Annotated in this window: 15 protein-coding genes and 1 pseudogene; 6 read left to right on the top strand and 10 right to left on the bottom strand. The window is 58.9% G+C overall.

Features of this window, described 5'->3' with window-relative positions; genetic code table 11:
- Positions 1-44: 44 nt before the first annotated feature.
- Together ACWIKB_RS06910 and rlmF are read left to right on the top strand one after the other, a co-directional pair.
- Positions 45-2,891: a valine--tRNA ligase gene (locus tag ACWIKB_RS06910; protein WP_475265935.1), complete on the top strand. Its 2,847-nt coding sequence runs from the start codon at positions 45-47 to the stop codon at positions 2,889-2,891.
- Between the two features lie 245 nt (positions 2,892-3,136).
- Positions 3,137-4,156: a 23S rRNA (adenine(1618)-N(6))-methyltransferase RlmF gene (gene rlmF, locus ACWIKB_RS06905; protein ID WP_475265934.1), complete on the top strand. Its 1,020-nt coding sequence runs from the start codon at positions 3,137-3,139 to the stop codon at positions 4,154-4,156.
- Between the two features lie 200 nt (positions 4,157-4,356).
- Here rlmF and ACWIKB_RS06900 read toward each other — a convergent pair whose 3' ends face one another.
- Positions 4,357-4,638 carry an HU family DNA-binding protein gene (locus ACWIKB_RS06900; protein ID WP_007905514.1) on the bottom strand — a complete coding sequence of 94 codons (282 nt, stop codon included), beginning with the start codon at positions 4,636-4,638 and terminating at the stop codon, positions 4,357-4,359.
- A gap of 487 nt (positions 4,639-5,125) precedes the next feature.
- Between ACWIKB_RS06900 and yejK the strand changes: the two genes are divergently transcribed.
- Together yejK and ACWIKB_RS06890 are read left to right on the top strand one after the other, a co-directional pair.
- Entirely contained in the window at positions 5,126-6,130 is a 1,005-nt protein-coding gene (gene yejK / locus ACWIKB_RS06895) for a nucleoid-associated protein YejK (RefSeq protein ID WP_054049670.1), read from the top strand.
- Entirely contained in the window at positions 6,130-6,480 is a 351-nt protein-coding gene (locus tag ACWIKB_RS06890; protein WP_149657474.1) for a glutaredoxin family protein, read from the top strand. The genes yejK and ACWIKB_RS06890 overlap by 1 nt, the downstream gene beginning before the upstream one ends.
- A gap of 99 nt (positions 6,481-6,579) precedes the next feature.
- Here ACWIKB_RS06890 and ACWIKB_RS06885 read toward each other — a convergent pair whose 3' ends face one another.
- From ACWIKB_RS06885 to ACWIKB_RS06865, 5 genes are all read right to left on the bottom strand, one after another.
- Positions 6,580-7,515 (bottom strand): glutathione S-transferase family protein, encoded by a 936-nt coding sequence (locus ACWIKB_RS06885; RefSeq protein ID WP_475265933.1) that lies wholly within the window; start codon positions 7,513-7,515, stop codon positions 6,580-6,582.
- 84 nt (positions 7,516-7,599) lie between these two features.
- Positions 7,600-7,908: a GIY-YIG nuclease family protein gene (locus ACWIKB_RS06880; RefSeq protein WP_475265932.1), complete on the bottom strand. Its 309-nt coding sequence runs from the start codon at positions 7,906-7,908 to the stop codon at positions 7,600-7,602.
- Between the two features lie 40 nt (positions 7,909-7,948).
- On the bottom strand, positions 7,949-8,419 hold the full coding sequence (locus tag ACWIKB_RS06875; RefSeq protein WP_475265931.1) for a nuclear transport factor 2 family protein: 471 nt from the start codon (positions 8,417-8,419) through the stop codon (positions 7,949-7,951).
- 111 nt (positions 8,420-8,530) lie between these two features.
- A complete protein-coding gene (locus tag ACWIKB_RS06870) occupies positions 8,531-9,838 on the bottom strand; it encodes a CynX/NimT family MFS transporter (protein ID WP_475265930.1) in 1,308 nt (435 codons plus the stop codon).
- Positions 9,828-10,487: a FadR/GntR family transcriptional regulator gene (locus ACWIKB_RS06865; RefSeq protein WP_475265929.1), complete on the bottom strand. Its 660-nt coding sequence runs from the start codon at positions 10,485-10,487 to the stop codon at positions 9,828-9,830. Before ACWIKB_RS06865 ends, ACWIKB_RS06870 begins: the two co-directional genes overlap by 11 nt.
- Before the next feature lie 166 nt (positions 10,488-10,653).
- Between ACWIKB_RS06865 and ACWIKB_RS06860 the strand changes: the two are divergent.
- Both ACWIKB_RS06860 and ACWIKB_RS06855 read left to right on the top strand, forming a co-directional pair.
- Positions 10,654-10,964 (top strand): annotated as a pseudogene (locus ACWIKB_RS06860) (type II toxin-antitoxin system MqsR family toxin).
- The gene (locus ACWIKB_RS06855) at positions 10,961-11,443 is read left to right on the top strand and encodes a type II toxin-antitoxin system MqsA family antitoxin (RefSeq protein ID WP_475265928.1); all 483 of its coding nucleotides are present in this window, start codon (positions 10,961-10,963) and stop codon (positions 11,441-11,443) included. The pseudogene ACWIKB_RS06860 and the gene ACWIKB_RS06855 overlap by 4 nt, the downstream one beginning before the upstream one ends.
- Positions 11,444-11,500: 57 nt before the next feature.
- On the opposite strand, the gene ACWIKB_RS06850 is transcribed toward ACWIKB_RS06855, so the two are convergent.
- From ACWIKB_RS06850 to ACWIKB_RS06835, 4 genes are all read right to left on the bottom strand, one after another.
- Complete coding sequence (locus ACWIKB_RS06850; RefSeq protein WP_003171943.1) at positions 11,501-12,265, bottom strand: amino acid ABC transporter ATP-binding protein; 765 nt, start codon at positions 12,263-12,265, stop codon at positions 11,501-11,503.
- A gap of 10 nt (positions 12,266-12,275) precedes the next feature.
- The gene (locus tag ACWIKB_RS06845; protein ID WP_475265927.1) at positions 12,276-13,373 is read right to left on the bottom strand and encodes an amino acid ABC transporter permease; all 1,098 of its coding nucleotides are present in this window, start codon (positions 13,371-13,373) and stop codon (positions 12,276-12,278) included.
- Positions 13,374-13,383: 10 nt separating this feature from the next.
- Positions 13,384-14,565: an amino acid ABC transporter permease gene (locus ACWIKB_RS06840; protein WP_475265926.1), complete on the bottom strand. Its 1,182-nt coding sequence runs from the start codon at positions 14,563-14,565 to the stop codon at positions 13,384-13,386.
- A gap of 65 nt (positions 14,566-14,630) precedes the next feature.
- Positions 14,631-15,662 (bottom strand): amino acid ABC transporter substrate-binding protein, encoded by a 1,032-nt coding sequence (locus tag ACWIKB_RS06835; protein WP_403022011.1) that lies wholly within the window; start codon positions 15,660-15,662, stop codon positions 14,631-14,633.
- Positions 15,663-15,816: the final 154 nt, after the last annotated feature.

The following is a 15,816-nucleotide window of genomic DNA, read 5'->3' as shown; positions in this document are numbered from 1 at the left end:
TCGTCGGCTTTTCCTGAATTGATGCCAATAGGGTCCCGCCGCGCATGGATAAGACCTACCAGCCGCACGCCATTGAAACTTCCTGGTACAACACCTGGGAGTCCGAGAATTACTTCGCCCCGCAAGGCGCGGGCGAGTCCTACACCATCATGATCCCGCCGCCGAACGTCACCGGCAGCCTGCACATGGGTCACGGCTTCAACAACGCGATCATGGACGCCCTGATCCGTTTCCGCCGCATGCAGGGTCGCAACACCCTGTGGCAGCCGGGCACCGACCACGCTGGTATCGCCACGCAAATGCTGGTGGAACGCCAACTTGAAGCCCAGGGCCAGAGTCGTCACGACCTGGGTCGCGAGAAATTCCTCGAGAAAATCTGGGAATGGAAGGATCAGTCCGGCGGTAACATCAGCCGTCAGATCCGCCGTCTCGGCTCGTCCGTCGACTGGAGCCGCGAGCGCTTCACCATGGACGACGGCCTGTCGGAATCGGTTAAAGAAGCCTTCGTGCGCCTGCATGAAGACGGCTTGATCTACCGCGGCAAGCGTTTGGTCAACTGGGACACCAAGTTGCACACGGCGATTTCCGACCTCGAAGTGGAAAACCACGACGAGAAAGGTTTCCTGTGGAACCTGAAGTACCCGCTGGCCGACGGCGCCAAGACCGCTGAAGGCAACGATTACCTGATCGTCGCGACCACTCGCCCGGAAACCATGCTCGGCGACGCCGCCGTGGCCGTTAACCCGAACGATGAACGCTACAAAGCCCTGATCGGCAAATTTGTCGAGCTGCCGCTGGTCGGCCGCCGCATTCCGATCATCGCCGACGATTACTGCGACCCTGAATTCGGCACCGGCTGCGTGAAAATCACCCCAGCCCACGATTTCAACGACTACGAAGTCGGCAAGCGCCACAACCTGCCGCTGCTGAACATCTTCGACAAGAACGCCGCCGTACTGCCGGCCTGCCAGGTGTTCAACCTGGACGGCACGCTGAACGAAAGCATCGACGGCAAGATCCCGGCCGAATACGCCGGTCTCGACCGCTTCGAAGCACGCAAGCAAATCGTTGCTGCATTTGACGCTGCCGGCCTGCTGGTCAGCGTTGACGATCACGGCCTGAAAGTGCCGAAAGGCGATCGCTCCGGCACCATCATCGAGCCGTGGCTGACCGACCAGTGGTACGTGTCGACCAAGCCATTGGCCGAGCCTGCGATTGCTGCCGTTGAAGACGGCCGTATCCAGTTCGTGCCGAAACAGTACGAAAACATGTACTTCTCGTGGATGCGCGACATCCAGGATTGGTGCATCAGCCGTCAACTGTGGTGGGGCCACCGGATTCCGGCCTGGTACGACGAGTCGGGCAAGGTCTACGTCGGTCGCGACGAAGCCGAAGTGCGTGCCAAGCACAACCTTGGCCCGGACGTTGCGCTGCAACAGGACAACGATGTTCTCGACACCTGGTTCAGTTCGGGGCTGTGGACGTTCTCCACCCTGGGATGGCCTGAGCAGACCGAATTCCTGAAGAAATTCCACTCCACCGACGTGCTGGTGACCGGTTTCGACATCATTTTCTTCTGGGTTGCCCGGATGATCATGCTCACCATGCATTTGGTGAAGAACGAAGACGGCACGCCGCAGGTTCCGTTCAAGACCGTGTACGTACACGGCCTGGTGCGTGATGGTCAGGGCCAGAAGATGTCCAAGTCCAAGGGCAACGTCCTGGACCCGCTGGACATCATCGACGGCATCGAGCTGGAAGAACTGGTACAGAAACGCACCTCCGGCATGATGCAGCCGAAACTGGCGAAGAAGATCGAGAAGCAGACCCGCGACGAGTTCGCCGACGGCATCGCCAGCTACGGCACCGATGCCCTGCGCTTCACCTTCTGCTCGCTGGCGTCCACCGGTCGCGACATCAAGTTCGACATGGGCCGCGTCGAAGGCTATCGCAACTTCTGCAACAAGATCTGGAACGCTGCGCGTTATGTTCTGGACAAGGGCGAAGACTGCGGCCAGAACGGCGAAGCCTACGAGCTGTCCCTGGCGGATCGCTGGATCATCTCGCAACTGCAACGCACCGAAGCCGAAGTGACCCGTCAACTCGACCAGTTCCGCTTCGACCTGGCGGCGCAAGCCTTGTACGAGTTCATCTGGAACCAGTACTGCGATTGGTACCTGGAACTGTCCAAGCCTGTGCTGTGGGACGAAAACGCCCCGGTTGAACGTCAGCGCGGCACTCGCCGCACGCTGGTTCGGGTGCTGGAAGTGGCATTGCGCCTGGCGCACCCGTTCATGCCGTTTATCACCGAAGAAATCTGGCAGCGCATCGCGCCGCTGGCCGGTATCGAAGGCAAGACGATCATGCTGCAACCTTGGCCAGTGGCCAACGAAGCGCGCATCGATCAGGGCGCCGAAGATGATATCGAATGGCTGAAGACCCTGATGCTCGGCACGCGCAACATTCGCGCCGAGATGAACATCGGTCCAGGCAAGCCGCTGAACCTGTTCCTGAAAAACGTCAGCGCCGAAGACCAGCGTCGTCTTACCGAGAACGAAGCGCTGCTGAAGAAGCTGGCGCGTCTGGAGTCGATCACCGTGTTGGCTGCTGGCGAAGAAGCACCGCTGTCCGCCACCGCGCTGGTGGGCGAGATGGAAGTGCTGGTGCCAATGGCCGGTCTGATCGACAAAGATGCGGAACTGGCGCGTCTGGACAAAGAAATCCTGCGCTTGCAGGGCGAAGTCCAGCGCGTCGGCGGCAAGCTGTCCAACGCCGGATTCGTTGACAAGGCTCCAGCCGAAGTCATCGACAAGGAGCGCGCCAAACTGGCCGAAGCTGAACAGGCTTTGGGCAAGTTGGCCGAGCAGCACGCGCGGATTGCCAGTTTGTAACGGCATATCGCAATGAAAAGGGAGGCCCATAACGGTCTCCCTTTTTTGTGCCCGCCACATTCCTCCAAACACCACAAATCCCCTGTGGGAGCGGGCTTGCTCGCGAAGGCGTAGTGTCAGTCGACTTGAATATTCACTGACACACCGCTTTCGCGAGCAAGCCCGCTCCCACAGGGATTGCGTTCACAACGCCCGGATGTGGGACAATGCCCCCACTTTCAGCCATACCCGAATCGATCACACCCATGAACGCCCCCCGCACACCCCGCCCTGCGCGCAAGAAGCCTGACTCCGCCACCCCGGCCAAAGCCGTGGAACCACGTCCGAAGGCCAGCCTGCACCCGCGCAACCGCCACCAGGGTCGTTACGACTTCCCGGAGCTGATCAAGAGCACGCCGGAATTGGCGAAGTTCGTGATCCTCAACCCGTACGGCAAGGAAAGCATCGACTTCGCCAGCCCCGACGCGGTGCGGGTGTTCAACCGGGCGTTGCTCAAGTCGTTCTACGGCGTGGCCCACTGGGACATCCCGGCGGATTACCTGTGCCCGCCAGTTCCGGGGCGTGCCGACTACGTGCACTTCCTGGCTGACCTGCTGGCCAGCGTCAACGACGGCGAAATCCCGCGCGGCGCGCCGGTCAAGGTGCTCGATATCGGCATGGGCGCCAACTGCGTCTATCCGTTGATCGGCTACAGCGACTACCGCTGGCACTTCCTCGGTTCGGAAATCGACCCGACAGCCGTGGCCGCCGCCAAAGCCATCGTGCAGTCCAACGGGCTGAACAAGGCCATCCAGCTGCGCCAGCAAAGCAATCCCAAGCACATTCTGCTGGGTCTGCTGGAACCGGGTGAACGCTTTGACCTGACCATGTGTAACCCGCCGTTCCACGCCTCGATGGATGAAGCGACCAAGGGCAGCGAGCGTAAATGGCGCGCCCTTGGCCGTGCCGACCCGAAACGCAAACTGCCGGTGCTGAACTTTGGTGGTCAATCGGCGGAATTGTGGTGTGAAGGTGGCGAAGCCCGCTTTGTGACGCAACTGATCGCCGAGAGCGCGCACTTCCAGCACAAAGTGCTGTGGTTCAGCACCCTGGTGTCGAAAGCCTCGAACCTGCCGGCGATCCAGACTGCACTGAAAAAGGCTGGTGTGCTGGAAAGCCAGGTAGTGGAAATGTCCCAGGGCCAGAAGCAAAGCCGCTTCGTCGCCTGGACCTTCCAGACCAAGTCCGAGCAGCAAGTGTGGCGCGAGCGCTGGGTTCGCAAGTAACTGATAGATACAGATCAAAAATGTGGGAGCGGGCTTGCTCGCGAATGCAGTGTGCCAGTCGACTTAAATGGTGACTGATACACCGCTTTCGCGAGCAAGCCCGCTCCCACATTGGTTTCGAGGTGTCTGAAAGACTGAATCACAGACACAAAAAAGCCGTGCCCGGATCGCTCCGGAGCACGGCTTTTTGTTACTGCGTCTTACTTGTTAACAGCGTCGGTCAGGCCTTTGGCCACAACCAGCTTGATAACTTTCTTGGCAGCGATTTCGATGGCAGCGCCAGTCGAAGGGTTACGGCCGGTACGGGCAGGACGCTCGGTCACTTTCAGTTTGCCGATACCTGGCAGAGTGATTTCGCCGCCGTTTTCCAGCTGATCGGCAACGATTTGGCCCAGTTGGTCCAGAGCGTTACGCGCGGTGGTTTTTGGCGCGTCGATAGCTTCAGCGATGTCGGCGATCAGTTGGTCTTTAGTAAGAGCCATGTAGTGTTCCTTCCCTATCAAATTCATATGGATTGCAGAGTGCAGTGTCAGCCATCGAGCCCGATCTTCTGGATCTGGCACCCTCGGCCATAACCGCGACGAGTCGGGGTTATAGATACCGAAATCAGGGTTTGGTTCGACCTGACAAATGCTGAATGCACGCTTAACGCAGTGACTTCGCGTAAGACCGGGCAAAACTAGCACAGAGACGGGGAAATATCCGCCTCTAGCTACCCATTTGGTCAGCTTTATTGCTCTAAACCGGGAAAAAACTGCATAAGGACCGCCGCGCACCGCCGATTTGCCCCTTACCCCGCCTGTAGGGGCTGCCGAAGGCTGCAATCTTTTGACTTGGATTTTAAAAACAAGATCAAAAGATTGCAGCCTTCGGCAGCGCCTACAAAGGGGGGCGTGCTGGCCTGGTTGCGGTACACTTGGCACTTTTTGGGGGAGCACGCCCTCCTCTCTTCAATCAGCCGAGAAGCCCATGCCGATCCGTCATTGCATCGTCCACCTGATCGACAAAAAACCCGACGGCACACCTGCAGTTCTTCACGCTCGGGACTCCGAACTGGCGGAGTCCACAGCCATCGAGAACATGCTCGCCGACCTCAACGAGAGCTACAACGCCAAACAAGGCAAGGCCTGGGGGTTCTTCCATGCCGAGTCCGGGGCGCATCCGTTCAGCGGCTGGCTGAAGGAATACCTCGACGGCGGCAAGGATTTCACGGCCTTCAGCCGTGTGGCGGTGGAACACCTGCAAAAGCTGATGGAAGAGTCGAACCTCTCTGTGGGCGGCCACGTGCTGTTTGCGCATTATCAGCAGGGCATGACCGATTACCTGGCCATCGCTCTCCTGCACCACAGCGAAGGCGTTGCCGTGACCGAGGAGCTGGACGTCACCGCCTCCCGTCACCTGGACCTGGGCCAGTTGCACCTGGCGGCGCGGATTAACGTGTCCGAGTGGCAGAACAACAAACAGTCCAAGCAGTACATTTCGTTCATCAAAGGCAAAAACGGGAAAAAGGTTTCGGAGTATTTCCGCGACTTCATCGGCTGCCAGGAAGGCGTCGATGGCCCCGGTGAAACCCGCACCCTGCTCAAGGCTTTCAGCGATTTCGTCGAAAGCGAAGATTTGCCGGAAGAGTCCGCCCGCGAGAAGACCAAGACTCTGGTGGATTACGCCAGCAGCCAGGCCAAACTCGGCGAACCGATGGGCCTGGAAGAACTCTCGGAGCTGATCGACGAGGAACGCCCGAAGGCGTTCTACGATCACATCCGCAACAAGGATTACGGCCTGTCCCCGGAGATTCCGGCGGATAAGCGCACCCTGAACCAGTTCCGCCGCTTCACCGGGCGCGCCGAGGGGCTGTCCATCAGCTTTGAAGCGCACCTGCTGGGCTCGAAGATCGAATACGACGAAGAAGCCGGTACGCTGATCATCAAGGGCTTGCCGACCCAGCTCACCGACCAGCTCAAGCGACGCAACTGATGCTCAACGGCATCCTGAAGAAATTCCTGCTGATCCTGCTGGTGGTCGTGGTTTACCAGAACTGGGGCAAGATCGAGCGGTATATCCACCCGGCGCAAGTGGTGTCCGAGCAGACTCAGGCCAAGGCCAACGTCGTGCTCTACGCCACCGACTGGTGCGGCTACTGCAAGCTGACCCGGCGCTTTCTTGATCAGAAAGGCATTCCGTACAAGGAATTCGATATCGAGAAGGATGCCGAAGCGCGCAAGGCCTATGAAGCGCTGGGCGGGCGTGGGATACCGTTGATTGACGTGAACGGCACGTTGATTCGCGGGTATGACCCGGATGAAATCCTCGCCGCATTGAAATAAATCATTGATTCACATCAAACCTGTAGGAGCGAGGCTTGCCCGCGAAGGCGGCCTCACGGGAGTTAAAAGCTTCGCGGGCAAGCCACGCTCCTACGGAGATCAGCGTTTTTCGATACGGAATCCAAACCGCGGAAAGTGCACATGCACCACACCCGCACGCTCATCCTCACGCCGCAAAATCAATTCCTCACGCCCCGCAAACACCAGTTCCCCCGCCACCGGATCACAGCCGTAGTCGGTCGCCGCAATCACCACCTGCTGACCCACCTCAAAGCCATTAGGCTCGTCGAACGCTTCATCCGGCAATGCGGCTGGCGTGGCAGTGCGCGACACCTCCAGCGCCTCGTCGGCGGTCATCTCGCTAAACGCGCCGTGACCAAACCCCATCACCCGCCCGAACCACGCCAACACCGCCGGATACGCATCAACCAACGGCGCAGTGACAGGCGTTGCCTTGAGAAACCACAAACAATGAGCCAGGGAAAAGTCGGCAATCGATGGCTCGCCAAACAGGAAGTCGCCCTGCTCACGTTGAAGCTGCAATTCGAGGCGCCCCATGATCGTCGGCCACTGGTGCAACGCCTGTTCCGCCGACAACTTCGTCGCACTGCCTCCGCTGAATAACCCGGCACGATCAGCCAGGAAGGCCTTGATCGCTTCCGGTGGCAACTTGCCGAAGCGCACCGCCACCGATTCCGGCTGGAACACCAGGCTGACCGCATGTTGGAAGACCACCGAATCTGCCCACGTGGCGAAGGTCGCGGCGATCATTTCCTGACCTTCCGGGAAAAACGCCGGCAGCGCTTTTTCCTGCTCCAGGCGCCGGGCAATCAATGCGGTGTCGCAATAAATATCGGCACCGATCTGCAACACCGGCGTCTTGCGGTAGCCGCCGGTCAACGCAGTCAGATCGGGTTTTGGCATCACCGGCGAGATCTTCACCGAGCGCCACGACAGCCCTTTGAAGCCCAGCAGCAGGCGGGCCTTTTCGGCGAAGGGGGACGTCGGGTAATTGTGAAGAATCAGCTCTGACATGCTCGGCTCCGCCGCTCGGATAAGGAGCTCGCAGCTTAGCGCGCAATCGGGAAGCGGCCTACAGATCCGCCTGATGGGAACTTATCAGTCAGATTGATAAGTCAGCACCAGACATTCCTTGGCGCTTTTCTTGAGCTTCTTGATCAACCGTTCCTGGCGCAGTGCTTCGCTTTTATCGCGACAGATTTCGGTATAGACCAACGCCATGGCGGGACTGGAAAGGAAAAACCGGGCGCCTTTGCCGCTTTGGTGCTTGGCAAAGCGGCGCACCGGATCATCGCTGATCCCGCAGTAAAGCGAACCATTGGCCGCACGAACGAGGTAGACGAACCAGGGTTTGCTGGCAGGCACCGATTCGACGGCAATGACGGGAGATTCGCTGAGGGTGCTCACGTGACGATCATGGCTTGCAAGGAAACAAGCCGCGATCTTATCAGCGACTGGCCTGAAATGCCTTCAGCCCCTTCAACGCCTGAGTGCGAACGGCGTTGCGCACCAGCGGCGTCCAGCCCAGCAACAGGCCTTTAGTGCCCAGTGCCTGACGGGACCAGCGCCACAGATCGAAGCTGTCGTGATGCTCACAAATCTTGCCGTCGCGAAACACAAAACGCGCCTGAATGTCATTGATCACGATATTGCCCGTCTGGCTGAACAGGTAGGTCGCCACCCAATGGGCACCGCCGGTACGCTCGTCGCTGCGCACGTTATCGAAGGTCAGGGAAAAGTCTTTCGCACGGGTCGTGAGCATGCGCCACATGTCACCGGCATCGCGGCCGCGCAACTCGCCGAATGCCGGATCGCTGAACACCACATCATCGGTGTAGCAGGCGGCCATAGCCTCGGCATCCAACCGTTGGAAGGCTTGATAGAAGCGGGTAATCAGTGCGCTGTGGGCATCACTCATGGGCAGGCTCCCTGCAATTTCAAAATGGCTACAAAAGATTGCCTGCACGATAGTCTGCAAATACACACAAGACCACTGGCATTCGTGGGCCGAATGCCAGCAGTGCGTAAATCAGACTTTTTCGCTGTTCACCTGAACGTACAGCGAACGCCCGGCGCCGAGGCCGGCGATGATCGCGCCGAGACCGATGATGCCGAAGATCCAGCCCAGCGCGTTCCAGCCACCGGTCAAGTCGTGCACGATGCCGACGGCAAACGGCCCCATGGACGCCAGGGTGTAACCGAAACCCTGAGCCATGCTCGACAGGTTGGCGGCCACGTGGGAATCGCGCGAGCGCAGCACGATCAGGGTCAGCGCCAGGCTGAACGTGCCGCCCTGCCCCAGGCCCAACAGGATCGCCCAGCCCCACAGACCTTCGATCGGTGCGTAGAGGCAACCGAACAGGCCACCGAGGGTCAGCAACATGACAATGACAATCGCCAGTCGTTGGTCCTTGCCCCGCGTCGCCAACCAAGGCGCAGCCAGAGAACTGGCCAACTGGACGATCACCGAACCCGAGAGTACGAGACCCGCCTGAGTCGGCGTCAGTCCACGACCGATCAGGATCGACGGCAACCAGCCGAACACAATGTAAGCCAGGGACGATTGCAGACCCATGTACAGCGTCACTTGCCAGGCCAATGGATCACGCAGCAGACCGCGAACCCGATAGGCAACGTTATGCGAACCGTGTTTCTGCCCCACTTGCGGCAACCAGAAGATCGCCGCGACCAGCGCCGGCACCACCCAGAAACCCAGGCCCAGCGCCCAGCTCTTATCGAAATGCTCGCTCAACGGCACGGTCGCCCCCGCCGCCATCGCCGCGCCCAGACACAGGGCCATGGTGTAGACACCGGTCATGGTGCCGGCCTGTTTCGGGAAGTCGCGTTTGACGATCCCCGGTAACAACACACCAATCACGCCGATGCTGGCCCCAGCCAACACACTGCCAGCGAACAGACCGACTTCACCGAAGGAGCTGCGCAGGATGATCCCGCCCGCCAGCACCAGCAAAATCCCCAGTACCACGCGCTCGGCGCCGAAACGCCGTGCCAGGATCGGCGCCAGCGGCGCGAACAAGCCCAGGCACAGCACAGGCAACGTGGTCAGCAAACCGGCCTGGGCAGCGGACAAACCGAGGGTCTTCGACACCTCGCTGAGCATCGGCGCCATGCTCGACAGTGCCGGGCGCAGGTTCAGCGCCACCAGGATCAGCCCCAGCAGCAACAGCCATGGCCGTCGCAAAATTGGGTGACTTTGCTGGACCTGTTCGTCATCGGCCTCGGCATCGATCAGCAGCTCTTCGAGCTCCGCCGTGCGCCTGGGTTGCGGGATGTTGCTGGGATTGGCAGACATGGAATTCTCGGTTTCAAGGTTCATTGATCAACTGCCTCGACAGGGCTTTGGCCCGTTCCGGGTCACGTTGCTCGACGGCATCCAGCAGCTCGATATGCAGATCGAACACCTCTTGGCGTCGTGGGGAAATGCTCAGGGTCTGGCGCAACTGCGCGCCGACGATGCTGGAGAAGTAGCGATACAGCTCGCTGAGGGTCGGGTTGTGCGCGGCGTCCACCAGACGGCGGTGGAACACCAGATCGCAAGCGATGTAACTGTCGAGATCGCCGTGGTAATGACTGCCGCTGACACCCAAAGCCTCGCGCAACGCGGCCAGGTCTTCGTCGGTACGGCGCAACGCAGCCAGGCCAATGGCCTCGACTTCCAGGATGTGCCGGGTTTCCCGAGCCTGCTCATGGGTGCATTGAGACAACGCTTTCATGGTGTCCAGCGGATCGATCACAGCCCGCAGGTAACTGCCGTCGCCCTGGCGGATCTCGATCAACCCGGAAAACGCCAATACGCGCATGGCTTCGCGCACGGTGTTGCGGCTGATGCCCAGCTCTGCGGACAGCTCCGGCTCGGTGGGTAGACGTTGGCCAACTGTCCAGACGCCTTGGGTAATGCGCAGGCGTAATTGCTCCAGGGCCTGATCGACCAGGGATCGTTTAACGAGTGGAGAAATGTCTGACATAGGATTCGCCCTTTCATCCAATCATAGGATGAATTTTCCGACATGTTAGTCAGCTCCGTGTAGGACGGCAACCGCCTACGGTTGAAGCAGCAACATTCAGAGGGATTTTCGATTGGTCAAAATTACCCTTTAAGGGTAATTTCAGGGATAGGGTTTACGGTTTCTTATGGAGAAGAACACACCCCACTACAACTTGGCGGTGATCAAGGAGGACGTCAGGCGGCGTGGAAAAAACGCTTTCACCATGACCGCACGGAGAAACGGCAGAGGGCTGGGTTTCACCCTCGAGGAAATGCAGGACGTCATTTTCGAATTACACAGCAGGATGTTGTACAAATCGATGACGACTACAGCAATCATCGGGTTTGGCAAGACGTTTACCACATCACTTCGCACGATCAGGAGATTTACATCAAGGTCACTTATTGCTCAGGCAGTGAACCTCCGGTGATCTCCTTCAAGGAGAAAAACCCATGAACACCAAACAATGTTTCAGTTGCGGGGCACCTGAAGGCATGCGGCACTTCGAAGGCCGCGCTGAAACCATGAGCGTGAAAGGCATGGAGCGCCGCGTTGATGATTTGTCTGGATGGGAGTGCCAGGCATGCGGGGAAGTCATCCTCGACCCCAACTGCTCGGAGCGCTATTCGGATGCCTGCGACGAGTTAGTCCTGGCTGGCAGACAAATGATCGGCAACGAGATGAAGCGTATCCGCCGCAAACTGCACCTGTCGCAAAAAGAAGCGGTGCTGCTGTTGTCCGGAGGCGGGCACAACGCGTTTTCTCGTTACGAGCGCGGCGAACTGCTTCCCCCCAAGGCATTGATGGTGCTGATGCGCTTGCTTGATCGCTACCCGCATTTGCTCACCGATGCGCGAAGCTTGGGCGAAGGCGCAGACTTGAGAGGTTTCAAGGACATCGTTCACAAAGAGCATGAAACGCTCACTGTGTCCTGAACAACGCACATAAAAACCCGGCGCGTGGCCGGGTTTGTTTTACCAGTCAGCCTTGCATCAATGCAAAATCTGGCTCAAGAACAACTTGGTCCGATCATTCTGCGGATTGTCGAAGAAATCATTCGGCGCCGCTTGTTCAACGATTTCGCCTTTGTCCATGAAGATCACGCGGTTGGCCACGGTGCGGGCGAAGCCCATTTCGTGGGTCACGCAAAGCATGGTCATGCCGTCTTCGGCCAGGCCGATCATGGTGTCCAAAACCTCTTTCACCATCTCAGGGTCGAGTGCCGAAGTCGGTTCATCGAACAACATGATTTTCGGTTTCATGCACAGGGCGCGGGCAATCGCCACACGCTGTTGCTGACCGCCGGACAGTTGCCCCGGGAATTTATGCGCCTGCTCTGGAATGCGTACGCGTTCCAGGTAGTGCATGGCGATTTCCTCGGCCTTGCGTTTTGGCATCTTGCGCACCCACATCGGGGCCAGGGTGCAGTTCTGCAGGATGGTCAGGTGCGGGAACAGGTTGAAATGCTGGAACACCATGCCGACTTCACGGCGGATCGCTTCGATCTGCTTGAGGTCGTTGGTCAGTTCCACGCCATCGACCACGATGCGGCCCTGCTGGTGTTCTTCCAGGCGATTGAGGCAACGGATGGTGGTGGACTTGCCGGAACCCGACGGGCCGCACAGGACGATACGCTCGCCCTGCTTAACGTTCAGGTTGATGTCTTTCAACACGTGGAACTGGCCGTACCACTTGTTTACACCCTGCATCTGAATAATGCCTTCAGGGCTCACAGGCTGTTTGATCGCTTCGCTCATCACTTAACTCCTAACGCTTGTGGCCAGTGTCCAGCTTACGTTCCAAATGCATGGAGTAGCGGGACATACCAAAACAGAAAATCCAGAACACCAGGGCCGCAAACACGTAGCCTTCGGTCGCCATGCCCAACCATTTCGGGTCGGCGGCGGCTTGCTTGACGCTGTTGAGCAGGTCGAACAGGCCGATGATGATCACAAGGCTCGTGTCCTTGAACAGCGCAATGAAGGTGTTGACGATGCCAGGGATCACCAGCTTCAGGGCTTGCGGCAGAATCACCAGGCCCATGCTGCGCCAGTAACCGAGGCCCATCGCTGCGGCCGCTTCGTACTGACCTTTGGGGATCGCTTGCAGGCCGCCGCGCACCACTTCTGCGACGTAGGCCGACTGGAACAGGATCACGCCGATCAACGCCCGCAGCAGTTTGTCGAAGTTCATGCCTTCGGGCAGGAACAACGGCAGCATCACCGAGGACATGAACAGCACCGTGATCAACGGTACGCCGCGCCAGAATTCGATGAAGGTCACGCAGACCACCCGAATTGCCGGCATGTTCGAACGACGACCCAATGCCAGGATGATCCCCAGCGGCAACGCTCCGGCGATACCGACGGTGGCAATCACCAGGGTCAGCATCAGGCCGCCCCATTGGCTGGTCGCCACGTTGGTCATGCCAAAGACGCCGCCGTGCAACAGGAAGTAGGCAATGATCGGGTACAGCACCAGGAAGCTCAGCCCGTACACCGCTTTACGGTGAAAACGCGAGATGAACAACGGTGCCACGCCGATAACCGCCAGCCACACGGTCAGGTCCACGCGCCAGCGCAGTTCCGGCGGGTAGTAGCCGTACATGAACTGGCCGAAACGCTGCTGGATGAACACCCAGCAGGCGCCCTCCTTGGTGCAGTCGGCGCGGGTGGTGCCGACCCAGTTGGCATCCAGGATCGCCCAATGCAGCAGCGGCGGAACCACCAGGTAGATCAGGTAGAACGCGAACAGGGTCAGCAGCGTGTTGATCCAGCTGGAGAACATGTTGGCGCGCATCCACGCCACTACACCGATGCTACTGCTCGGTGGAGGCATGTCAGGCTTGAAAGTATGAGTACTCATGCGCTTTTCCTTACCGCTCGATCAGCGCAATGCGCTTGTTGTACCAGTTCATCAGCAGGGAAATGCTGATACTGATCGCCAGGTACACGCTCATGGTGATGGCAATCACCTCGATCGCCTGCCCGGTCTGGTTCAGCACCGTGCCGGCAAACAACGAGACCATTTCCGGATAACCGATACCGGCTGCCAGCGAGGAGTTCTTCGCCAGGTTCAGGTATTGGCTGGTCAGCGGCGGGATGATCACGCGCAGGGCTTGCGGGATGATCACCTTGCGCAGGGTCGGACCGTTGCGCAGCCCGAGGGAACGCGCCGCTTCGGTCTGGCCGTGGCTGACCGACTTGATGCCCGAACGCACGATCTCGGCGATAAACGCCGCGGTGTACACGGTCAGGGCCAGGGTCAGCGCCAGCAGCTCCGGGATCAATACCCAGCCACCGACAAAGTTGAAGCCTTGCAGCTTCGGCAGTTCCCAGTGCAGCGGAGCACCGAAGATCAGCGCGCACAGTGCCGGGATTGCGACGAACAGCGCCAGGCCGACCCAGAACTTGTGGAACGGTACGCCGGTCGCTTCAAAGCGCTTGTTGGCCCAGCGAGCCATCAACACGATGGCGACGATGGCTACCACGACGCTGACCACGAACGCCCAGAACCCGTCCGCCATTTGTGCGGCGGGCATGTTCAGGCCACGGCTGCTGACGAAGAAGGTGTCGCCGAAGTTGTGGCTGGCACGCGGCCCTGGCATGGTCAGGAACACCGCGAAGTACCAGAACAGGATTTGCAGCAGCGGCGGAATGTTACGAAAGACTTCCACGTAAACCGTCGCCAGCTTGCTGATGATCCAGTTCGGCGACAGCCGTGCCACGCCGACGATGAACCCGAGGATGGTCGCCAGGATCACGCCGATGACAGTCACCAGCAGTGTGTTGAGCAGACCGATGACAAACACCCGGGCATACGTGTCCGATTCGGTGTAGTCGATCAGGTGTTGAGCGATGCCGAACCCGGCACTGCGATCCAGAAAACTGAAGCCGGAAGTAATACCCCGGTGTTGCAGGTTGGTTTGCGTATTGTCGAACAGATACCAGCCCATCGCGACGACCGCGACAATCGTGATGATCTGAAATAGCCACGCACGCACTTTCGGATCGCTGAGGCTGAGCCTCTGCTTTGGTGCGCCGATTGATTTTTGCATGAAGTGCCCCGGAAATAATGGAACAGAACATCACCCGGTGGTTGGCCCACCGGGTGACAGAACCATCAGCGCACTGGTGGTGCGTATTGAATGCCGCCGTTGGTCCACAGGGCGTTCAAGCCACGGTCGATTTCCAGCGGAGTGCCCTTGCCGAGGTTTTTCTCGAAGATTTCGCCGTAGTTACCGACTTGGGAAACGATCTTGACGACCCAGTCCTTCGGCAGTTTCAGGTCTTTGCCGTATTCGCCGTCAGCACCCAACATACGGGCAACGTCCGGGTTCTTGGTGGACTTGGCTTCAGCCAGAACGTTTTTCGAAGTGATACCGGCTTCTTCGGTGTTCAGCAGTGCGTAGCCAACCCAGCGAACGATCGCCAGCCACTCGTCGTCGCCGTTACGCACGACTGGACCCAGTGGTTCTTTGGAGATGGTTTCCGGCAGTACCACGTAGTCTTTTGGCGAAGCCAGTTTGCTGCGCTGTGCGTACAGCTGCGACTTGTCGGAGGTCAGCACGTCGCAACGACCGGATTCCAGCGACTTGGCGCTTTCATCGGAGGTGTCGAAAGTGATCGGGGTGTATTTCAGGTTGTTGGCGCGGAAGTAGTCGGAAACGTTCAGCTCAGTGGTGGTACCGGCTTGAATGCAGATGGTTGCACCGTCCAGTTCCTTGGCACTTTTCACGCCCAGCTTGCTGTTGGCCAGGAAGCCTACGCCGTCGTAATAAGTAATGAAGCCAGGAAATTTCAGGCCCATGCCCGCGTCACGGGAGCTGGTCATGGTGGTGTTACGCGAAAGGATGTCGATCTCGCCGGACTGCAACGCGGTGAAGCGCTCCTTGGCGTTCAACTGGCTGAACTTGACCTTGGTGGCGTCGCCGAATACGGCAGCTGCCACAGCGCGGCAGACGTCAGCGTCGATCCCGAGGATCTTGCCGGTGGAGTCCGGAACCGAGAAACCCGGCAGACCGTCACTCACGCCGCACTGAATGAAACCTTTTTTCTGCACTGCATCCAGGGTTGCACCCGCCTGAGCGAACCCACTGACACCGAGTACTGCGGCTGCAGTCACGATAGCCAGGGTGGATTTCAACATTTTCATTCAAACCTCCAGTTTTGCTCTTGTTGTGTCGGAGCGAGAGTCCCGCCGCACCCTTTTGAGGCGTTGTTGACCCGTGTTGGCTTTTTTTGGGGTCAACCGGCGTAAGACCTTAGCTATGAGTCTAGTAGGAGAAAATCCACATCATGGACAACTC

Source organism: Pseudomonas sp. 5Vm1k (assembly GCF_056161485.1).
This window is presented reverse-complemented; position numbering and strand designations above follow the sequence as displayed.